Origin of the sequence: Sphingomonas sp. DG1-23 (genome assembly GCF_030730875.1) — a bacterium.
Lineage (GTDB): Bacteria > Pseudomonadota > Alphaproteobacteria > Sphingomonadales > Sphingomonadaceae > Sphingomonas.
Genome location: NZ_JAVAMA010000001.1, coordinates 67,227 through 85,935, shown reverse-complemented (window position 1 = coordinate 85,935; position 18,709 = coordinate 67,227). Strand labels below are relative to the sequence as shown.

Here is an 18,709-nt window from a genome sequence, read left to right as displayed (position 1 = left end):
GGCGCGCGCGCACGGAAAATGGGCGCACGAAGGCGGGGTCAAAAAATTGACGACCCGCGTGACTAGGGAAGCCGTGGAACAACCGAGACAGAGCCGGGACGGGGGCCATCAAAGGCTTCGTCCGATCACGCTGCATGATGCCTCGCTGGGCGCCATATGGTAGCAAAGCTGCCCTAAGTCAATGCGGCGCGATTTGGCCACGGCTTCGCGCCCGTCCACCTTTTCTGGAAAGACTTTCTTAACCAATTGCCGCGTAGCCCGGATGCTCCTGTCGTTTTGGGGAATGCGTCGTGCTCGTCGCGCGTCTGGAAGTTCTTGGCGAAGTCGATCCGCGCGGCGCGATCCGCTTCCATGTCGCGAGCGAGAGCACCTTGCGCGGCGCCGACGGCCGGCCGATCGAGGTACTGGTCGACAATTTCTCGCGCACCGGCTTCCTGTTCGTCTCGGAGGAGGAGTTTCCGCCGGGCACGCTGATCGCGATCGGGCTTTCGGGCGCGGGCTCGCGCGAGGCGCAGGTAGTGTGGCGCGAAGGGCAGCGCCACGGCTGCGAGTTTCTGGTGCCGCTGCCGCAGTCCAAGATGGCGCGCGCGTTCGAGGGGCAGGCGGATGTGCTCGCCAATCTCGAGTCCGAGCTTCGCAAGCGGCTGGCCTTCCCGAAGGCGGCCCCCGCCCAGGCACCCGAGGCGCTGCGGCCGAAGCCCGAGACCCCGCCGGCACGCCATGCGCGCAAGCAGAAATTGGTCGACGCGATCCGGCAGTTCCTCGACAACTAGTCCTGCGTCGGGTCCGCTCGATACGGCCGCTCGCGATAGTCGAACCAGTCGAAATCGGCGTGCCTGCCGGTCCCCGCCATGTCCTGGCATGCCATTCCCACGAACGCCCCGGTGAAATTGGGCAGGCCGGGCTGGGTCGCCTCGTCGGAGAGGATGCTCGCATCGAACTGCTCGGGGAGCCAGGCCCAGTCCGCGCCGTCGAGGCGATAGGCGAAACGCAGCCGCTCATAATCGACTTCGGCGCGAAGTTCGATCGGCCCCTCGGGGATCGCGATCGGCGTGGTGAAGGCATCGGCCTGGGGGGAATCGGGCAGCGCGGACATCACCCTGATGTGCCGGCCCACTTCGTCGTCGTGGCCGACATGGAGATAATGGAACTTGCTGCCGTTATAATAAGCGACCAGCCCCGCGGCCTGCTGGAAATGCTCGGGGGCGAAGTCCAGCGCGCAGCGCGCCGAATAGCAGAAATCCTGCTGGCGCCGCGCGACCAACGCCTGGGTGAACAGGCTGCCGATCGTCTCGCGGCCGTAAAGCCGGAGGTGCCCCGGGCGCGCGGTGAGGCTGAAGATGCGGTCGGACTCGGGCGTGCGCAGCCATTGCAGGTCGAGCGCGAGGTTGGGGCGATCGAAATCGTAGCGAATCTCGGTCTCTCGGGGCGGGGATGCCGGGCGGTCGAGCGCCGGAGCCTCCAGCACCGGCATGCCGCTCTTGTCCCCGGTGTAGAGCCACGCGTCCTCGCCCCAGACCATCGGCTGGATCGCCGTCTCGCGACCGAGCACGCAGCGGCCGCGATTGGGCAGCGGACGGCCGCAGAGATAGACCATGTAGGTCCGCCCGTCGGGGGTCTCGACCAGATCGGCATGCCCGGCGCGCTGGAGCGGGGCGTCGGGGCGGGTACGGCTGCTGAGGATCTGGCCATCCGGGTGCAATTCGTACGGGCCGCGCAGGTCGCGTGATCGGGCCATGGTCACGGCGTGGTTCCAGCCGGTGCCGCCCTCGGCGACGAGCAGATAGTACCAGCCGTTCCTTTTGTAGAGATGCGGCGCCTCGGTGAGGCCGAGCGCGGTGCCGGGGAAGATGTTGGTCCGCGCGCCGATCAGCCTTTGCTCGGCGGGCGAATATTCCTGGAGCACGATCCCGGCGAAGCGGGTGCGGCCGGGGCGGTGGTCCCAGAGCTGGTTGACCAGATATTTGCGGCCGTCGTCGTCATGGAACAGCCCGGGATCGAAGCCGCTCGAATTGAGGTGGACGGGATCGGACCAGTCGCCGTCGATCGTCTCGCAGGTGACGAGGTAATTGTGGAAGTCGCGCAGGCTCGCCCCCGATGCGCCGCCGACGGTGGTGCGGCCATAGCGCTTCACGTCGGTGTAGATCAGCCAGAAGCGTTCCCCGTCATGGCTGATGTCGGGCGCCCAGACGCCGCAACTGTCGGGATCGCCGCGCATGTCGAGCTGGCCGGCACGGACCAGCGGGCGCGCGATCAGCCGCCAATTGGCGAGATCGCGCGAATGATGGATCTGGACCCCGGGAAACCATTCGAAGGTCGAGGTGGCAATGTAATAATCCTCGCCGACCCGGCAGATCGACGGATCGGGGTTGAAGCCCGGCAGGATCGGATTGCGGATCATGCGGCGGGGTTCCTCCGTGCGCGGATTTCGATGAAGATGCCGAGCAAGGCGAGCGCGAGCCCGAAGCCCCAGATGCCGCGCATCGCGATCGGCACGTCGCATGCGCTGAAGCTGGTGAACAGGTCGCACGGCGCCGGCGCGACGCCGCTCATGTAGAATAGCGTCAGGCCGCCCGACAGGATCGCGCCCAGCACGATCGGGATCCAGCCGCTCTCGCGGCCCTGATCCTCTCCAGGTTTGCGGACGAGGGTCCACAGCAAGGCGGCGGCGATCAGATCGAGCACGCCTAGAGCGATGAAGAACGGATCATAGCCGATGCGGACGACCAGCGCGCCGATCAGCAGCGTGAAGATCAGCACGCCGAGATTGGCCATCGTCCCCGCCATGCCGGCAACGGTGCCGACTTCGTTCTTGCGGAACAGGTCGCTCGCCATGGTGATGCAGGTGACCGACAGGGTCTGGTGCGCGAACGCGCCGATGCTGAGCAGCGCCACCGCCATGTACGGGCTGGTGACGCCGCCGACGAAGATCATGCTGGTCATCAGCAGCGCGCCGAGGGTGAAGGTCCAGCGCCGCGCGTCGATCAGGGCGATGCCGCGGCGTTCGAACCACAGCACCAGCGCCGGGCCGAACAGGCAGCCGATGTCCGCAGCGACGAAGGGGAGGACCACCGCGACCGCCAGTTCGCTCAGATTGAAGCCGCGGACCTCGCTGAGATAGAGCGGCAGCCAGAAGGTCAGGGTCGCCCAGGTCGGATCGGCGAGGAAGCGGGGCAGCGCAATGCCCCAGAAATTGGTTCGGCCGAGCAGCGAGAGAATCGCCGGCTTCGCGCCGACCGCCGCCTGGACATGCGCCTCCTGCCCCGATTCGATCAGCGCGCGTTCTTCGGCGGAGATATGGGGATGGTCTTCGGGGCTGCGGTAATACAGCAGCCACAGCGCCACCCAGAGCAAGGCGAGCCCGCCGGCGACGTAAAACGCGGCGCGCCAGTTCCACCAGACGATCGCGATCGCGACCATCGGCCCGGCAATGGCGATGCCTGCCGAGGCGCCGAGATTGTAGATTCCGCCGGCAAGGCCGCGCTCTCTGGCCGGAAACCATTCCGAGACCACCTTGAGCCCTGCGGTGTGCGACGTGCCTTCGGCAAAGCCCAATGCGCCGCGCAGCACGGCGAGCCATTGCCAGCTCGTCACCCAGCCATGCGCGAAGGTGAGCAGCCCCCAGGCGGTGGCGAACACCGCCATGCCGGTGCGCAGGCCGATGCGATCGAGGATGTATCCCACCACCGGCTGGAGCATGATGAATGCCTGGAACACCCCGGTGACCCAGCTGTACTGCTCCTTGGTCATCGGCACATCGGCCTGGAATTCAGGAGTCGCGACCACCACGCCCAGAGTCTGGCGGACGAGATAGTTGATGATCGTGCCGAGCATTACGATCGCGATGATCCACCAGCGCAGCGCACGCGTATTCTGCCAGAAGCGCATCGACTCTCCTCGCGCCCATATTCGGCGCTGTTAGCGCTAACGGTGCCGGGGTTTCGCTTTGAGCGCAAGCCGCGGGATGTAGCGCTCTCACGGCGGGTCTATATCGGCTGCATGAGCAATCAGCAGACCATCAGCGACGAAACCGCCTGGGCGGCTTTCGACGCGCGCGACCGCGCCTATGACGGCCGCTTCATCGTCGCGGTGACCACCACGCGGATCTATTGCAAGCCGACTTGCCCGGCGCGGCGGCCGAAACGCGAGAACGTCCTGTTCTATCCCGATGCGGATGCCGCGCGCGCCGCCGGCTTTCGCGCGTGCCTGCGCTGCAAGCCCGACGAAGTGGGCCGCGACCGCATCGCAGTGGCCGAGGCAGTGGCGCTGATCGAGGCGGCCGAGGAACCGCTGGGGCTCGAGGAACTGGCCGGCCGGGTCGGCTATGCCCCGCATCATTTCCAGCGGCTGTTCAAGCGCGCCACCGGCGTGACTCCCGCCGCTTATGCCCGGGGGCTGCGCGCGGGCCGCGCCGCCGCGGCGCTGACGGCGGAAGATCGGGTGACCGACGCGATCTACGAAGCCGGCTATTCGGCGCCGAGCCGTTTTTACGAGACCGCCAACGCCCGGCTCGGCATGACCCCGAGCGTGTGGAAGCGCGGCGGCGCGGGGGTTACGATCCGTTGGACGCGTGCCGAGACCAGCCTCGGGCCGCTGCTGATCGCTGCGACCGACAAGGGGCTGTGCCGGGTCGCCTTCGACGAGGATCAGTTCGCGCTCGCGCGGCGCTTTCCCGCCGCGGAGATCGTCTCGGGCGGCGCCGCACTGGCGGAGCTGGCGGCGCGGGTGGTGCGTGAGGTCGAGATGCCGGGACGCGACACGGACCTGCCGCTCGACGTGCAGGGCACTGCGTTTCAGGAAGCGGTGTGGCAGGCGCTCCGTGCGATCCCGGCGGGCGAGACGCGCAGCTATGCCCAGCTCGCCGCCGAAGCAGGCAATCCCCGGGCGGTGCGCGCGGCGGGGACGGCGTGTGGCGCCAATCATGTCGCGGTGCTGATCCCGTGCCACCGTGCCCAGCGCGCCGATGGGAGCATGGGCGGCTATGCCTATGGCGTGGACCGCAAGCGGGTGCTGCTCAGGCGCGAAGGCGTGGACGAATGAGCTACGTCATCGCCGGGCTCGATCCCGAACCCTTTCGCCGCCTTTACGGACTGTCCGACCACGCGCTCGCCGCCGAGCATGTCGTGCGGATGACCGCGGACGGCAAACCCGGCTTTCCGTGTCGCGTCACGCTGGAGGACGCGGAGCCGGGTGAGGCATTGTTGCTGCTCAACTATGAGTATCTCCCCGATGCCGGCCCCTATCGCGCGCGTCACGCGATCTTCGTGCGCGAGGGCGCCGAGACGCCAGCGCGCTATGCCGACGCGATACCGGAGCAACTCGCGACCCGATTGCTGTCGGTCAGGGCGTTCGATCGTGATGCGATGATGACGGACGCGGACGTGGTGGACGGAAGCGTGCTCGCGCCGCTGATCGAAACGATGTTCGCCGATCCGGCCGTGGCCTATCTGCATATTCACAATGCAAAGCGCGGCTGTTTCGCGGCGCGGGTCGATCGGGGCTGAGTCTGGTTGCTCAAACTTCGTCATCCCGCACTGCAAGGCTTTCCAGCGTAGAACCTGCGGTTTTCCGGGAAAGCCTAACATCCGGGATGACGGGAATGGCTAGGTGGGTTTTATTTCGCCGCCGCCGCCGGCGGCCCCGAGGTCGCCGGGCTGCAGGCGTAGACCAGCTTCTCGTTATACACCGGCGGCAGCGTTGCGCGCAGCGCCTGTTGCTGGGTGGCGAGATTGGCCCGCGCCGCCTGATCGCTCGAGCAGGATTTGAGCGGCACGCCGGTGCGCAGCTGGCGCGCCTTCGCCATCTGCGCCGATGACAGCAGATAGCGCGTGTTGGTGTAGGTCCGCGACGCCGGATCATAGTCGAGCAGCGAAACCGACTGCTCCTGCTCGGGGACGAGGACGCGCTGCCAATGCGTGCCCGATTCGGCATATTGGGTACGGCCGTTGATGCAGCCGTCGGCACCCACGTCGAGATCGACCTTGTCGATCGCCGTGACGGTGACGCGGCTGCGTTCGGGGACGAGGGTGCAGACCATCCTGCCGAGCGCGGCCTGGCTGGGCACCGCCGCGCCGGCGCTGGCCTGCGGCACCGGGACGATCCGCGACTGATCGAAATCGGGGCGGCTGAGGAACAATACGATCGCGCCCAGCATCAGCACGCCGCCGCCCGCCGCCACCCAGATCGCCTCGCGCTGGCGATCGCGCGACAGCAAGAGCCCGGCGCCGCCCAGCGCCAGCGCGCCGAGGACGAGCAGCACCGCCGCCCCCGCCATATAGTTTTCGCGTGCGACGACGTTGCGCGCGCGCGCCTGCGAGATCGCATCCTCGCGCTCGCCCGCGCTCCTGGCGGCGTCGCTGCGCGCGCGCGCCTCGGCATCGAGCCGGGCCTTTTCGTCGGCGTTGCGCTCCTGCGCCATCTGCTCCTCGACGCTGGTGCAGGCGATCCCCACCGAGGCGAAGGGCTGCTTCGCCCCCTGGAGGAAGGCGGCGAGCTCGTTGCCGGCGATTGCGAAGGCAAAGGTCGAATCGCCCTCGTCGCCGCGGGTGATCGCCGAATTGACGCCGAGAACGCGGCCGCAGCGATCGAGCAACGGGCCGCCCGAATTGCCGCGCGCGATGCTGGCAGTGTGAAGCAACACGTTGACGCCCTGCAGCGCGCGATTGCCGGCGAAGCCGCCTTGCGAGCGCACCGGCGATTGCGGCGTGATGAAGTCCGCCGCCGAGCGCGCGGTGGCGAGGTCGACATTGCCGGGATAGCCCAAAGCGACCAGCGACTCGCCGTCGCCGGGCGATCCGGTGAACAGGGTCAGCGGCGCGAGCCGGACGCCGCTGAACTCGATCAGCGCGAGATCGCGCTGCTGGTCGATCGCGATCAATTTGCCCTGGTACGATTTGTCGCCCTCGGACGGGACGATGCCGATCACGACATTGCCCGGATAGCGATCGGCGAGCTCGACGACATGCGCGTTGGTGACGATCCGGTTGGGGGCCACCGCGAAGCCGCTGCCATGGCCGAAGCCGACGACCTCGTCGTCGACCACCGCGATGGTGACGATCCGCACCACCCCGCGCGCCGAGGCCGAAATGTCGTCGGCACGCGCCGGCGCGGCCCAGACCAGCGCCAGCAATATCATCATCAGCACGCGCCGAGCCATCAGCCACCCAGATCCTTTGTGCCGAGCTTTCGGGCAAAAGCGCCGCCGGTTCAAGCGTGGCCCACGCGCTTTCCGCTGGCGCAGCGCATCAATTCGTGCCGGCTTTCGTGTCGTCGCCGTCGCCGTCTTCGTCTTCGGGCGCCTCGGGCGCGTCGGCCGCCTTCAGCGCCTCCTTGTCGTCGCCCTTGTCGAGAATCGCGATCAGCGCGGCGGCCTGCTGCGCCAGTCCCTTGCCGTGCGGGCTATAGGCGAGCGGGGCGAGCATCGTGCGGGCTTCGGCCTTGTTGCCGACGCGCAGGAACATCTTCGCGGCGTTGAAGCGCAGCCGTCCGTCGTGCGGCGCCAGATCGAAGGCGCGGGCAAGGCCCTGCCTGGCATTCTCGCTCGGCGCCGCGCCGAAATCGACGAAGCTGCGATAATAGAGGATCAGCAATTTGGGATCGTCGGGCTGGAGCTTGTTGCCCTGCGCGATGATCTTGCGGATCGCGCTCAACGTCTCCTTGCTGCGGTCGTTCGCCTTGTGCGCCAGCGCCATGCGAGTCATCGCCTTGTAGAGCCACGCGTCGCTTGCTTGCGGGTTCGCCGCGATCGCGCGGTCCGCCGCGGCTTCGGCGGCGGCGAGATCGCGCGCGTCATAGGCGGCTTCGGCGAGGACGAGTTGCGCGCCGGCATCGTCCGGGAAGCGTTCGGCCGCCTCGCGCGCATCGGCATAGACGCCGGGCGCGGTCCGTGCGTTGACACCGTTCTTCGATCGGATGCGCACGTCCATCGTTGCCGCTTCGCCCGGAGTCAGCTTGCGCAGCGTCACCTCGACCTTGGTCGCCTCGGTCGGCGCCACCAGATAGCCCGCGATCTTGCCGCGTTTGTAGCGCTCGAGCTCATTATCGAGCGCCCGCAGATCGCCGAACGCCTGTGCCGCCTCCAGCGAGGATTTGCCGGCGTTCAGCGCCGCGAGATAGGCGGCGAGCTGGCCGTTGCGCTGCCGCGCGATCAGGAAATAATGGGTGAGCAGCCAGCCGCGGCCATAGAGCCCGTCGCGTTGCTCGGGAGTCAGCTTGAGCGAATCGGCGCGCAGCATCTTCTCGATCGGAAGATTGTTGCCGGTCATCAGGCCGCGCGCGCGATATTGCGGCGGCATGCCGAAGGCGACCGCGCCGCCCTGCTTGAAGTCGGCGGTGGCGAAGAGCTCGGCGAATCCCTCGATGAACCAGGCCGGATATACTGCGTGGGGCGAGATGCTCCACATCAGGTGATGGGCATATTCGTGGAGCAGGATCGACTGGGCGTCGAGATCGGTCTCGACGCCCGAACCCGAGCGGCGCGGCACCACCGCCAGCGTGGCGCCCGCGCGCGGCTTGTAGAAGCCGGCGACGAAGCGGTGGCGCGCCAATTTGGCCACGGCGTCGCGGCTCGCCACGACATAGACGGTGACGCGATTCGGCACCGAGACCGGATCGTCGCGCCATCCGCCGAGCCGCCGGACCGCCTTGTCGAACCGCTCGAGATTCGCCGCGAATTCCCTGAGCCGCTCCGGCCGTTGGTCGGCAAAGACCGTGAAATGCTCGGTGCTGGCTTCGTGCCAATCCGCCTGGGCGATGCCGGGCAGCAACAGAACTACCAACGGCAACAGCTTGCGAAGCATCGCGAATCCCCCGATTTCGAGGAATGCTAATCAGCCTTTGTGACAGCGGATAGGAAAGAATCGACGCGTCAGAGGAAGCTGTAGGGATCCACGTCGACCGCCACGCGCACCTTGGCGCTCCATTCGAGCGCGCCCAGCCAATCGCGGATCATGTCCTGCACGTCGAATGCGCGGCGGGCGTGGACGAGCAGGCGGAAGCGGTGGCGGCCGCGCAGCATCGCCAGCGGGGCGGGCGCGGGGCCATAGACCTGCATCTCGTCGCGCTTCGGCGCGGTGCGGCCGATCATCCGGGCAGTTTCCTCCGCGGCGGCCTTGTCCTCGCTCGACACGATGATCGCGGCATAGCGGCCATAAGGCGGGGCGCCGGCGTCGCGCCGCGCCTCGGTCTCGGCGGCGTAGAAGGCGGCGCTGTCGCCCGAGACCAAAGCCTGCATCACGCGTGCTTCGGGGTCATGGGTCTGGATGAACACGCTGCCCGGCTTCTCGCCGCGCCCGGCACGCCCGGAAACCTGCATGATCTGCTGGAAGGTGCGCTCGGCGGCGCGCAGGTCGCCGCCGTCGAGCCCGAGATCGGCGTCGACCACGCCGACCACGGTGAGGTTGGGAAAGTGATAGCCCTTGGTCACCAATTGGGTGCCGACGACGATGTCGATATCCTTGTGCTCCATCCGCTGGACGAACTCGGCGGCCTTGGCCGGAGACCACATCGTGTCCGAGGTGACGATCGCGATCTTGGCGTCGGGCCAGAGCAAGGCCGCCTCGTCGGCGATGCGCTCGACTCCCGGGCCGCAGGCGACGAGGCTGTCGGCCTCTTCGCATTCGGGGCAGATCTCCGGCGTCGGGACGGTATGGCCGCAATGGTGGCAGGCGAGCCGCCGAATCAGCCGGTGCTCGACCATCCATGCGGTGCAGTTCGGGCACTGGAAGCGATGCCCGCAATGCCGGCACAGGGTCAGCGGCGCATAGCCGCGGCGGTTAAGGAACAGCAGCGACTGCTCGCCGCGCCCCAATGCCGCGTCGACCGCGAGGATCAGCCGCGGGCTCAGCCAGCGGCCGCGATCGGGCGGTTCCCGGATCAGGTCGATCGCAGCGATGTCGGGCAGCTCGGCGAGGCCGTAGCGGCCGGGCAGCTTCAATTCCTCGTAGCGGCCGAGCTCGACCTGATGGCGCGTCTCGATCGCCGGCGTCGCCGAGGCGAGGACCACCGGGCAATCCTCGAATTTGCCGCGCATCACCGCGACGTCGCGGGCATGGTAGTGGACGCCTTCCTCTTGCTTGAAGCTGGTCTCGTGCGCCTCGTCGACGACGATCAGCCCGAGATTGGGATAGGGCAGGAACAAGGCCGAGCGCGCGCCGACGGTGACCAGCGCCTCGCCGCTGGCGATCGCCCGCCACGCCCGGCGGCGCTGCGAAGTGCGCAGCCCCGAATGCCACGCCACCGGCTCGCAGCCGAAGCGCTGGGCGAAGCGGGTGAGGAAGGGCTCGGTGAGCGCAATCTCGGGGAGCAGGACGACGGTCTGTTTGCCCGAGGCGATCGCGGCGGCAATCGCCTCGAAATAGACTTCGGTCTTGCCCGATCCGGTGACTCCGTCGAGCAGGAAGGGCTGGAAGCTGGCCGCGCCCACCGCTTGCCGCAGGATGCTCGCGACATCGGCCTGCTCGCTGCTCAGTTCCGGCGGGCCGAAAGCAGGGTCGGGAAGCGGGTAGGGGCTGTCGGTGTCGACCGTCACCGCCTCGATCGCGCCGACCTTGCATAGCCCGCGGATCACGCCTTCGGAGACGTCGGCGATCGTGGCGAGCTCGCGCACCAGCCCCTGCCGCTCGCCGATCCGCTCGAGCGCCTGCGCGCGTTGCGGCGTGAGGCGATCGGGCACCATGCCGGTCGCGCGATATTCGACGATCGTCGGCGCACGCTCGAACGCCGCCGAGGTGCGCACCGCCATCGCGAGCACCGCCGAGGGCGGGCTCAGATAATAGTCCGCGGTCCATTCGACGAGGCGGCGCACCGGCTCGGGGATCGGCGGCGCGTCGGCGACTGCGATCAAATTGCGCAGGCGGTTGTCGCCGATCTCTTGCGTGGGCAGCCGCTCGGGCTCCCAGACCACGCCGGCATATTGGCGCGGGCCGATCGGCACCACGACGATCGACCCGGGCTCGACCGTCATGCCCTGTGGCACGCGATAGTCGAGGGGCCCGAGCGCCGGGTGGAGGACGAGAATGCGGGCGCGCATGGCGCCTCATATGGGGTTTTGCCCGCGAAACGGAATCCCCAATCCGCGCCGATGCGGCACTGCGGCGTATCGCCATTCAGCCTCAACCTACCTCTCCCCTGGCTAGGGGAGAGGATAGCGAAGCTTGGCAGCTTGCTGCCTGGCGTAGCTTGGAGAGGGGTAGTGCGGCGCTTTGCGCCGCGCGGCTTCCAGGAAGCCGCACCCCCTCACCCAGCTCCGACCAGGGCCCGCTGGAGAAGCGGACCCAAGTCTCCGCAACCCTCTCCCCCCTTTCAGGGGGCGAGGGAAGCTAAAGGCTGAACGGTGATACAGCCTAATCCCCGCTGCTGCCGAAGCTGGCGACGTTGAACGACAAAGTGAAGGTTGCGGCATGGTCCATCTGGTCGCGCCGCCCGCCGCGGCCGAAGCGATATTGGTTGAGATAGCTGACTTCGCCGCGCAGCTTGCCGCCGAGCCCGAACGACAGGCCCGCCGCGTTGCGCATCCGCTCATAGCCGCCTTGCTGGCCCCAGCCGGTGGTGTTGAGGTTGAGGAAATGCTCCTGCGTGACGAAGAGCTTGAGACCCTTTTCGTTCAGCGGCGTATCGAAGCCGAGCCGAGGGCGCAGCCGCACGCCGATCCCGCCGCCGCTGCTGTTGAAGCGCTCCTCGAGCCGCAACCTGCCCGAAAAGCCGCTGCCGAACGGCACCAGCACCATCTGACGCAGGCGTTCTTCGTTGGGCAGCGCCACGCCGCGATTCCAGTCCTCGACATGCCGATAGCCGATCGAGAGCTCGACCCCGCCTTCGATGGTATGGGTGAACAGCACACCGGCCTCGGCGTGCGAGAAGCCCTCGGCGCGATCGCTGAAGCGCCCGATGCCTTCGAGCGTCACTTTCTCGCGATCGCCGATCGTCACCGTGCCGTTGGTCTGCAGCCACAACTGGCTGTCGACCTGCTGGGCCTGGGCGACGGCTGGCGCGAGCAGCAATGCGGCCGGGAGAAGGAGAAGGCGCGGCACGATAAATATCCTCGGATAGGGCCGGTCCGGCTCCGGATGGCTCCTAGCAATAGTCTGGCAACAATGTCACGAATTCGTCGCACGGGCTGCTGTTGCGGCTTGAGCGCGCCTGTGCCTATTATGTTCCGCCCGGCACCGGCCGGCCGCAAAAGGGGGGGAAGGGCTATGTTGCTGACTGCGCTCGCACTCACGCTCGCTGTGCCTCAGCAGTGCCGAAGCTATGATACCCGGCTGCCGCGCACGCTCGCCGGGTGGACCCGCGCGGGGCGTGGGCTCGATACCGGACACTCGGTCACCCTGAACGCGGGGCGCGACGGCACCCTCGCGACCACGGTCCGCATCCGCAAGGCCGGGACTTTCGGCATCGCGCTCAGCGAGCCGGGCTGGATCGACGTCGCGCCCGCGCGCGGCAAGCCGCTCGAATCCGTGGCGCATGGTCACGGCCCCGATTGCTCGACGATCCGCAAGATCGTGCGCTACAGACTGCGCCCGGGGACCTATCGCGTCACGGTCAACAAGCTTAAGGCGACCCGCGCACGGCTGATGCTGGTGCGCTACTGATTCGCCTGGGGACCGCCATGAAATTCTTCGCCGACACCGCCGACACCGCCGACATCCGCGACCTTGCCGATACCGGGCTGCTCGACGGCGTCACCACCAATCCGTCGCTGATCCACAAGGCAGGCCGCGACTTCCTCGAAGTGGTGGCGGAGATCTGCCAGATCGTCCCCGGCAAGCCGGTATCGGCCGAAGTCGTCGCGCTCGATCACGAAGGCATGATGCGCGAGGCCGAAGTGGTCCGGAAGATCGCCGACAACATCGCGGTCAAGGTGCCGCTGACGATCGACGGGCTCAAGACCTGCAAGGCGCTCGCTGACGACGGCACGATGGTCAACGTCACTTTGTGCTTCTCGGCGAACCAGGCGTTGCTCGCCGCCAAGGCCGGCGCGACCTTCATCTCGCCCTTCGTCGGCCGTCACGACGACAACGGTTTCGATGGCATGCAGCTGATCAGCGACATCCGGCTGATCTACGACAATTACGATTTCTCGACCGAGATCCTCGTCGCCAGCGTGCGTCATCCGATCCACGTGCTCGAGGCCGCGCGGATCGGCGCCGACGTGATGACCGCGCCGCCCGCGGTGATCCGCCAATTGGTCAAGCACCCGCTGACCGACAAGGGCATCGAAGGCTTCCTCGCCGACTGGGCGAAGACCGGGCAGAAGATCGGGTGACATAATCCCTCTCCCCTTGTGGGAGAGGGAGGGAGCCGACGCAGTCGGCGGAAGGGTGAGGGGGAGTGTGTCTTGAGGGAAGTCCCCCTCATCCTTCCCACTGCTTCGCAGCGGGCCCCTTCCTTCTCCCACAAGGGGAGAAGGAGCGTTATGCTGTCCCCATGACCGAACCCGCGCTCCCGCTTCTCTACGGCCAGCACCTCGCCCGCGACCGGCGGCGCTCGGCGCATACCGTGCGCGCCTATGAGGCGACCGCGGTGCGGTTGATCGCTTTCCTCCAGTCGCATTGGGGCGACGCCGTGACCCGCGAGCGGCTGGCGCGGGCCGAGACCGCCGACCTGCGCGCCTTCCTCGCGCATCGTCGGGGCGACGGGCTGTCCAACGCTTCCGCCGCGCGCGAGCTCTCGGCAGTCCGCGGTTTCCTCAAATTCGCCGCGGGCGACGGCGCCGAGCTGCCGCGGCTGCGCGGGCCCCGCGTCAAGAAGGGCCTGCCGCGCCCGATCGCCCCGCACGAGGCGGTGGCGCTGGCCGAGACCGTCTCCGAAGAAGCCCGCGAGCCGTGGATCGGCGCGCGCGACTGGGCGGTGCTGCTTTTGCTCTACGGCGCGGGGTTGCGCATCGGCGAGGCAGTCGGGCTGACCGGTGCGGTACTGCCGCTCGGCACGACGATGCGCGTCACCGGCAAGCGCGCCAAAACGCGGACCGTGCCGCTGCTGCCGCAGGTCCGCGCCGCGATCGAGGAATATGCCAGGCTGTGCCCCTATGGCGTGTCGCGCGACGCGCCCTTGTTCCGCGGCGCCAAGGGCGGGCCGTTGCCGCCGGGGATGATTCGCAAGGCGGTGCGTTCGGCGCGGGCGGGGCTGGGGCTATCCGAGCGGACGACCCCGCACGCGCTGCGCCACAGCTTCGCGACCCATCTGCTCGGCCGCGGCGCAGATCTGCGCGCGCTGCAGGAATTGCTCGGCCATGCCAGTTTGAGTTCGACCCAGATCTACACCGCGGTCGACGCCGCGCATCTGCTCGACGTCTATCGCAACGCCCATCCGCGCGCCTAGCGCTCGGCGCGCGGCTTCCATGTCGCGACCCGCCAGACATAGCCGGCGAGCGCGACCACGACGAGCGCAGTGACCCCGGGGGCGATCCAGTGATCGATCGTCTCGAAGGTGGTGCCGAGCCAGAAGCCGACGCCGACGAGGATCGCGTTCCAGACGAGGCTTCCCGCGGTGGTGAAGAGCACGAAGCGCCAGAACGGCATGTGCATCAGCCCGGCGGGGATCGAGATCACCGTCCGGCCGAGCGGCATGAAGCGGAACACGAACACGGTGATCCCGCCCCAGCGATCGAAGAAGCGGCGCAGCCGCTCGACATCCTCCCATTCGAGCGTCAACCAGCGGCCCCAGCGATCGACCATCGGCTTCAACCGCTCATAGCCGTAGCGCCGGCCGATCTCCCACCAGAACAGATTGCCGATCGCGCAGCCCAGCGTTCCGACCAGCACCAGCAGGACGAAGTTCATCTTGCCCTGGCCCGCGGCGATGCCGCCCACGCCCATGATCACTTCGGAGGGCACCGGAGGAATCACATTCTCCAGCACCATCAACAGGAAGACCCCGAGATAGCCCCAGTCGAGCCAGTTGGACATCAGCCGGCGCGTTCGGCGACGCGGCGTTCGATCGCCTGCCAGATCAGCGCGCCGGTATCGCTGCCGTTGAACCGGTCGATCGCGACGATCCCGGTGGGCGAGGTCACGTTGATCTCGGTGAGCCATTCGCCGCCGATCACGTCGATCCCGACGAAGAGCAGCCCGCGCTTCTTGAGCTCGGGCCCGAGCTTCGCGCAGATTTCCTGCTCGCGGGGCGTCAGTTCGGTCTTCGCCGCCGAGCCGCCGACCGCGAGGTTCGAGCGGATCTCGCCTTCGCCCGGGATGCGGTTGATCGCCCCGGCGACTTCGCCGTCGACCAGCACGATGCGCTTGTCGCCCGCCGCTACCGAGGGAAGGAATGCCTGCACCATGTGCGGCTCGCGCCACGCAGTGTTGAACACCTCGATCAGCGCCGAGAGGTTGGCGCCGTCGCTGCCGACCTTGAAGATCGCCTTGCCGCCATTGCCGTGGAGCGGCTTGATCACGATTTCGCCGTGCTGCGCGAGGAACGCCCGCGCCTCGTCGAGGCTGCGCGTGATCAAGGTCGGCGGCATGAACTCGGCATAATCGAGCACGAACACCTTCTCGGGCGCATTGCGGACATTCGCCGGGTCGTTGACCACCAATGTGCGGTCGGCGATCCGCTCGAGCAGATGCGTCGCGGTGATATAGCCGAGGTCGAACGGCGGATCCTGCCGCATCAGCACGACATCGGCCTCCTCGCCGAGATCGAGCCGCACCGCATCCTCGAAGCGGAAATGATCGCCCGCGACGCGCTGGACGGTGACCGGATGCGCCCGCGTCCACACCCGGCCGTCGGCATAATTGAGGTCCTCGGCGGCATAATGGAACAGCCGGTGCCCGCGCGCCTGCGCCGAGAGCATCAGCGCGAAGGTCGAATCGCCGGCGATGTTGATCGCATCGAGCGGGTCCATCTGCACGGCAATAACGAGCGACATTCGGCCTCCTTCGGAAACGCTGTAGGTGACTTATTCGAATAAGTCACCCCATCCAGGCGTTCTCGATATGGCGAGGCAGCGTGCGCGGAGCAATGAGGATCACGTCGACACGGATATCGTCGCCCGGCCCGGCGTAACGCGGCATCAGATACTCCGCGGCGGCGGCGACCCGCGAGAGCCGCCGCTCGTCGATCGCAAAATCGAGTTCGGCACCGGTGGCGCGGGTCTTCACTTCGACGAAGGCGACCAGATTGCCCTTGCGCACGATCAGATCGACTTCGCCCGCCGGTGTCCGCACCCGGCGGTCGAGGATTCGCCAGCCGCGCAGCCACAGCCACCACGCCGCTCGCCTTTCGCCCGCGCGGCCGCGATTTTCCGCGGCTTTCCGGTCACTTGTCGCGCGTCGAGGCCGTTTCATCTGCAAGCTCCGCTATAGGGCTTGGCGCCTGTGGATAACTTTGGTTAGTCTGCACCATTCCGACTCAGAAGAAGCCGGGTCGCCAATCGTCACCGGGGGGTGCCGAAGATTATGGAATCGAACGAAAGCTATTACCGGCGTCGCGCCACCCAAGAAATCGTCGCCGCGCGTAATGCGATCACGGCCGATGCCAAAGCGCGCCGACGGCTGCTTGCCGAGAGCTATGTCCGGCGCCTTTCGGAACTGACCGGCGCCGATGAGAGCTTCATGCTCGACGCGAATCCGGCGCGGTTGCAAGAAGTCGCCTAGGTCTTGAGCGACAGGGCACGGGCGTACAGGGCCTTGCGGTCCAGCCCGAGCCGTTTGGCGACTTCGCCCGCGGCCTTGGCGGGCGGCAACCGGGTGAGCGCTTCGGCCAGCGCCGCGTCGCCATCCGCTTCGCTCGCCGGCGGCGCTTCGCCGGGCGGGGCCACGACCACGACGATCTCGCCTTTGGGGGGCGCATCCCCATAGCGCGCCGCCAGCTCGAGCAGCGTTCCCGTCACGCATTCCTCGAACCGCTTGGTGATCTCGCGTGCGACCGCCGCTTCGCGATTCCCCAAGCCCTCGGCGAGCGCCGCGAGGCAGGCGGCGAGGCGCGGGCCCGATTCGTACAGCACCAATGTCGCGCGGATCGCCGCGACTTCGGCCACGGCTTCGGCGCGCGCCTGCTGCTTCGCCGGAAGGAAACCGAGGAAGAAGAAGCGATCGGTCGGCAGCCCGGCGAGGGTGAGCGCGGCGATCGCCGCGCACGGGCCGGGGATTGTCGTCACGACATGCCCGGCCGCGCGCGCGTCGCGGACCAGCTTGAAGCCGGGATCCGAGATCAACGGCGTGCCTGCGTCGGAGACCAAAGCCACCGCCTCGCTCGCCATCCGCGCGATCAGTCCCGGCCGCACCGCGTCGGCATTGTGATCATGATAGGGCAGCATCTTGCCTTTGGTGCCGAGGTGGCGAAACAAACCCGCTGTCACACGCGAGTCCTCAACCGCCACCACATCGGCATGCGTAAGTATCTGCGCGGCGCGCGGACCGAGATCGCCGAGATTGCCGATCGGCGTCGCGACGATGTAGAGGCCGGGCGAGAGTATCAGATCATCCATCGGGGAGAGTCATGGCAGACGCCAGAGCAACAGCGCAACCGGGACTGAAGAACATGCTGCGCGCCGCCGCGATCGGCGTGTCTCTGTTCCTCGCGGCCTGCGCCAGCGGTCCGCGGATCGTTCCCGAGGCCGAGCGCCCCGCGCCGACCACCCGGCCGACTCCGGTCGCGCCGCGCCCGATCCAGCCGGGGTTGCCGCAGGACGTTCAGCGCCACCGCATCGCCTTGCTGGTGCCGCTGAGCGGGCCGAACGCGGGCGTCGGACGCTCGCTCCAGAACGCGACCCAGCTCGCGGTGCTCGACACCAAAAGCGACGCGCTGCGGATCACCACCTACGACACTGCCGCAGCCGGCGGCGCGGCGGCCGCGGCGGCGCAGGCGATCAGCGACGGCAATCGGCTGATTCTCGGGCCCTTGCTCGCCGAGGAAGCCCGCGAGGTCGCGCCGATCGCGCGGCGCGCGCGCGTGCCGGTGCTCAGCTTCTCGAACGACGCCGGCGTGGCGGGCAACGGCACGTTCATCCTCGGCTATGTGCCGGCCCAGTCGATCGAGCGCGTGGTCAATTATGCCAAGCGTTCGGGAATCACCGAATTCGCCGGGCTGATCCCCAGCGGGCTCTACGGCGAGCGCGCGTCGACGGCGTTCCTGCGCTCGGTCGAGGAGGCCGGCGGCAAGGTCAACACGCTCGAAACCTATGACGGCCGGCCCGGATCGATGGCGACCGCGGTGGCCAGGATCGGCCGCTCGCCGTTCCAAGCGATCCTCGTCGCCGGGAGCGCCGATGGCGCGGTCAGCGCCGCACCGCTGATCCGCCGTCAGCCGAGCGGCAAGACCGCACGGCTGCTCGGCCCCGAATTGTGGAACACCGATTCGGCGATCGGCAGCAGGGCCGCGCTGAGCGGGGCGTGGTTCGCCAGCGTGCCCGACAATTATTACCGCCAATATGCGAGCAAATATCGCGCCCGCTTCGGGACCGCGCCCTATCGGCTGTCGACTTTGGGCTATGACGCGGTGCTTTTGACCGTGCGGATCGCCCGCGAATGGCGCCCGGGCGACGAATTCCCCGCGGCGCGGCTGACCGAGCGCGAAGGCTTTGCCGGCCTCGACGGCGCGTTCCGCTTCGGCCGCGACGGCGTCGCCGAGCGTGCGCTCGAAGTGCAGGAGATCCGCGGCGGGACGACCGCGACGGTGTCGCCCGCACCGCCGAACTTCAACGGGAATTGAGCCCTTCGCGCTGGAGAATAACCTTGTGCTCCTGCGAAAGCAGGAGCCCAAGGTAGCGAAG

Annotated in this window: 18 protein-coding genes; 8 read left to right on the top strand and 10 right to left on the bottom strand. The window is 67.9% G+C overall.

The features are described from left to right. Positions 1–290: 290 nt before the first annotated feature. Positions 291–773, top strand: coding sequence for a PilZ domain-containing protein (locus tag Q9Q95_RS00340; protein WP_306093078.1), 483 nt, complete (start codon positions 291–293; stop codon positions 771–773). Here Q9Q95_RS00340 and Q9Q95_RS00335 read toward each other — a convergent pair. Then, positions 770–2,401 carry a glycoside hydrolase family 43 protein gene (locus tag Q9Q95_RS00335; protein WP_306093077.1) on the bottom strand — a complete coding sequence of 544 codons (1,632 nt, stop codon included), beginning with the start codon at positions 2,399–2,401 and terminating at the stop codon, positions 770–772. The genes Q9Q95_RS00340 and Q9Q95_RS00335 overlap by 4 nt on opposite strands. Continuing rightward, a complete protein-coding gene (locus Q9Q95_RS00330; RefSeq protein ID WP_306093076.1) occupies positions 2,398–3,888 on the bottom strand; it encodes an MFS transporter in 1,491 nt (496 codons plus the stop codon). The genes Q9Q95_RS00335 and Q9Q95_RS00330 overlap by 4 nt, the downstream gene beginning before the upstream one ends. 111 nt (positions 3,889–3,999) lie before the next feature. Between Q9Q95_RS00330 and ada the strand changes: the two genes are divergently transcribed. Both ada and Q9Q95_RS00320 read left to right on the top strand, forming a co-directional pair. Beyond that, positions 4,000–5,040, top strand: a complete 1,041-nt coding sequence (gene ada, locus Q9Q95_RS00325; RefSeq protein ID WP_306093075.1) for a bifunctional DNA-binding transcriptional regulator/O6-methylguanine-DNA methyltransferase Ada — start codon at positions 4,000–4,002, stop codon at positions 5,038–5,040. Then, complete coding sequence (locus Q9Q95_RS00320) at positions 5,037–5,504, top strand: DUF1203 domain-containing protein (RefSeq protein ID WP_306093074.1); 468 nt, start codon at positions 5,037–5,039, stop codon at positions 5,502–5,504. Before ada ends, Q9Q95_RS00320 begins: the two co-directional genes overlap by 4 nt. A gap of 110 nt (positions 5,505–5,614) precedes the next feature. Here Q9Q95_RS00320 and Q9Q95_RS00315 read toward each other — a convergent pair whose 3' ends face one another. From Q9Q95_RS00315 to Q9Q95_RS00300, 4 genes are all read right to left on the bottom strand, one after another. Then, the gene (locus tag Q9Q95_RS00315; protein ID WP_306093073.1) at positions 5,615–7,156 is read right to left on the bottom strand and encodes a S1C family serine protease; all 1,542 of its coding nucleotides are present in this window, start codon (positions 7,154–7,156) and stop codon (positions 5,615–5,617) included. 88 nt (positions 7,157–7,244) lie between these two features. Beyond that, positions 7,245–8,798, bottom strand: a complete 1,554-nt coding sequence (locus Q9Q95_RS00310) for a hypothetical protein (protein WP_306093072.1) — start codon at positions 8,796–8,798, stop codon at positions 7,245–7,247. A 68-nt stretch (positions 8,799–8,866) separates the two neighbouring features. Further along, positions 8,867–11,029, bottom strand: coding sequence for a primosomal protein N' (locus Q9Q95_RS00305; RefSeq protein ID WP_306093071.1), 2,163 nt, complete (start codon positions 11,027–11,029; stop codon positions 8,867–8,869). A 313-nt stretch (positions 11,030–11,342) separates the two neighbouring features. After that, positions 11,343–12,029, bottom strand: coding sequence for a DUF2490 domain-containing protein (locus tag Q9Q95_RS00300; protein ID WP_306093070.1), 687 nt, complete (start codon positions 12,027–12,029; stop codon positions 11,343–11,345). A gap of 165 nt (positions 12,030–12,194) precedes the next feature. On the opposite strand from Q9Q95_RS00300, the gene Q9Q95_RS00295 reads away from it, so the two are divergent. The 3 genes from Q9Q95_RS00295 (at position 12,195) to Q9Q95_RS00285 (ending at position 14,319) form a co-directional block, all read left to right on the top strand. Further along, entirely contained in the window at positions 12,195–12,590 is a 396-nt protein-coding gene (locus Q9Q95_RS00295) for a hypothetical protein (RefSeq protein ID WP_306093069.1), read from the top strand. Between the two features lie 17 nt (positions 12,591–12,607). Next, positions 12,608–13,264: a fructose-6-phosphate aldolase gene (gene fsa / locus Q9Q95_RS00290; RefSeq protein WP_306093068.1), complete on the top strand. Its 657-nt coding sequence runs from the start codon at positions 12,608–12,610 to the stop codon at positions 13,262–13,264. Positions 13,265–13,425: 161 nt separating this feature from the next. Further along, positions 13,426–14,319 carry a tyrosine recombinase XerC gene (locus Q9Q95_RS00285; protein ID WP_306093067.1) on the top strand — a complete coding sequence of 298 codons (894 nt, stop codon included), beginning with the start codon at positions 13,426–13,428 and terminating at the stop codon, positions 14,317–14,319. On the opposite strand, the gene Q9Q95_RS00280 is transcribed toward Q9Q95_RS00285, so the two are convergent. The 3 genes from Q9Q95_RS00280 to Q9Q95_RS00270 are packed head-to-tail and all read right to left on the bottom strand — an operon-like array spanning position 14,316 to position 16,283. Next, positions 14,316–14,906, bottom strand: a complete 591-nt coding sequence (locus Q9Q95_RS00280) for a DedA family protein (protein ID WP_306093066.1) — start codon at positions 14,904–14,906, stop codon at positions 14,316–14,318. The two genes, Q9Q95_RS00285 and Q9Q95_RS00280, sit on opposite strands and share 4 nt — an antisense overlap. Next, entirely contained in the window at positions 14,906–15,865 is a 960-nt protein-coding gene (gshB, locus tag Q9Q95_RS00275) for a glutathione synthase (RefSeq protein WP_306093065.1), read from the bottom strand. Before gshB ends, Q9Q95_RS00280 begins: the two co-directional genes overlap by 1 nt. A gap of 43 nt (positions 15,866–15,908) precedes the next feature. Continuing rightward, complete coding sequence (locus Q9Q95_RS00270; RefSeq protein WP_306093064.1) at positions 15,909–16,283, bottom strand: YraN family protein; 375 nt, start codon at positions 16,281–16,283, stop codon at positions 15,909–15,911. Between the two features lie 111 nt (positions 16,284–16,394). On the opposite strand from Q9Q95_RS00270, the gene Q9Q95_RS00265 reads away from it, so the two are divergent. Then, entirely contained in the window at positions 16,395–16,592 is a 198-nt protein-coding gene (locus Q9Q95_RS00265; protein WP_306093063.1) for a hypothetical protein, read from the top strand. Here Q9Q95_RS00265 and rsmI read toward each other — a convergent pair. Then, positions 16,589–17,425, bottom strand: coding sequence for a 16S rRNA (cytidine(1402)-2'-O)-methyltransferase (gene rsmI, locus Q9Q95_RS00260; RefSeq protein ID WP_306093062.1), 837 nt, complete (start codon positions 17,423–17,425; stop codon positions 16,589–16,591). The genes Q9Q95_RS00265 and rsmI overlap by 4 nt on opposite strands. A gap of 11 nt (positions 17,426–17,436) precedes the next feature. On the opposite strand from rsmI, the gene Q9Q95_RS00255 reads away from it, so the two are divergent. After that, positions 17,437–18,648 carry a penicillin-binding protein activator gene (locus Q9Q95_RS00255; protein WP_306093061.1) on the top strand — a complete coding sequence of 404 codons (1,212 nt, stop codon included), beginning with the start codon at positions 17,437–17,439 and terminating at the stop codon, positions 18,646–18,648. Positions 18,649–18,709: the final 61 nt, after the last annotated feature.

Excerpts from the sequence above, each read along its gene's own strand:
- Q9Q95_RS00335 (WP_306093077.1), bottom strand. The coding sequence starts at position 2,401 with ATGATCCGCAATCCGATCCTGCCGGGCTTCAACCCCGATCCGTCGATC.
- Q9Q95_RS00330 (WP_306093076.1), bottom strand. The coding sequence starts at position 3,888 with ATGCGCTTCTGGCAGAATACGCGTGCGCTGCGCTGGTGGATCATCGCG.
- ada (WP_306093075.1), top strand. The coding sequence starts at position 4,000 with ATGAGCAATCAGCAGACCATCAGCGACGAAACCGCCTGGGCGGCTTTC.
- Q9Q95_RS00320 (WP_306093074.1), top strand. The coding sequence starts at position 5,037 with ATGAGCTACGTCATCGCCGGGCTCGATCCCGAACCCTTTCGCCGCCTT.
- Q9Q95_RS00315 (WP_306093073.1), bottom strand. The coding sequence starts at position 7,156 with ATGGCTCGGCGCGTGCTGATGATGATATTGCTGGCGCTGGTCTGGGCC.
- Q9Q95_RS00310 (WP_306093072.1), bottom strand. The coding sequence starts at position 8,798 with ATGCTTCGCAAGCTGTTGCCGTTGGTAGTTCTGTTGCTGCCCGGCATC.
- Q9Q95_RS00305 (WP_306093071.1), bottom strand. The coding sequence starts at position 11,029 with ATGCGCGCCCGCATTCTCGTCCTCCACCCGGCGCTCGGGCCCCTCGAC.
- Q9Q95_RS00295 (WP_306093069.1), top strand. The coding sequence starts at position 12,195 with ATGTTGCTGACTGCGCTCGCACTCACGCTCGCTGTGCCTCAGCAGTGC.
- fsa (WP_306093068.1), top strand. The coding sequence starts at position 12,608 with ATGAAATTCTTCGCCGACACCGCCGACACCGCCGACATCCGCGACCTT.
- Q9Q95_RS00285 (WP_306093067.1), top strand. The coding sequence starts at position 13,426 with ATGACCGAACCCGCGCTCCCGCTTCTCTACGGCCAGCACCTCGCCCGC.
- Q9Q95_RS00280 (WP_306093066.1), bottom strand. The coding sequence starts at position 14,906 with ATGTCCAACTGGCTCGACTGGGGCTATCTCGGGGTCTTCCTGTTGATG.
- gshB (WP_306093065.1), bottom strand. The coding sequence starts at position 15,865 with ATGTCGCTCGTTATTGCCGTGCAGATGGACCCGCTCGATGCGATCAAC.
- Q9Q95_RS00270 (WP_306093064.1), bottom strand. The coding sequence starts at position 16,283 with ATGAAACGGCCTCGACGCGCGACAAGTGACCGGAAAGCCGCGGAAAAT.
- Q9Q95_RS00265 (WP_306093063.1), top strand. The coding sequence starts at position 16,395 with ATGGAATCGAACGAAAGCTATTACCGGCGTCGCGCCACCCAAGAAATC.
- rsmI (WP_306093062.1), bottom strand. The coding sequence starts at position 17,425 with ATGGATGATCTGATACTCTCGCCCGGCCTCTACATCGTCGCGACGCCG.
- Q9Q95_RS00255 (WP_306093061.1), top strand. The coding sequence starts at position 17,437 with ATGGCAGACGCCAGAGCAACAGCGCAACCGGGACTGAAGAACATGCTG.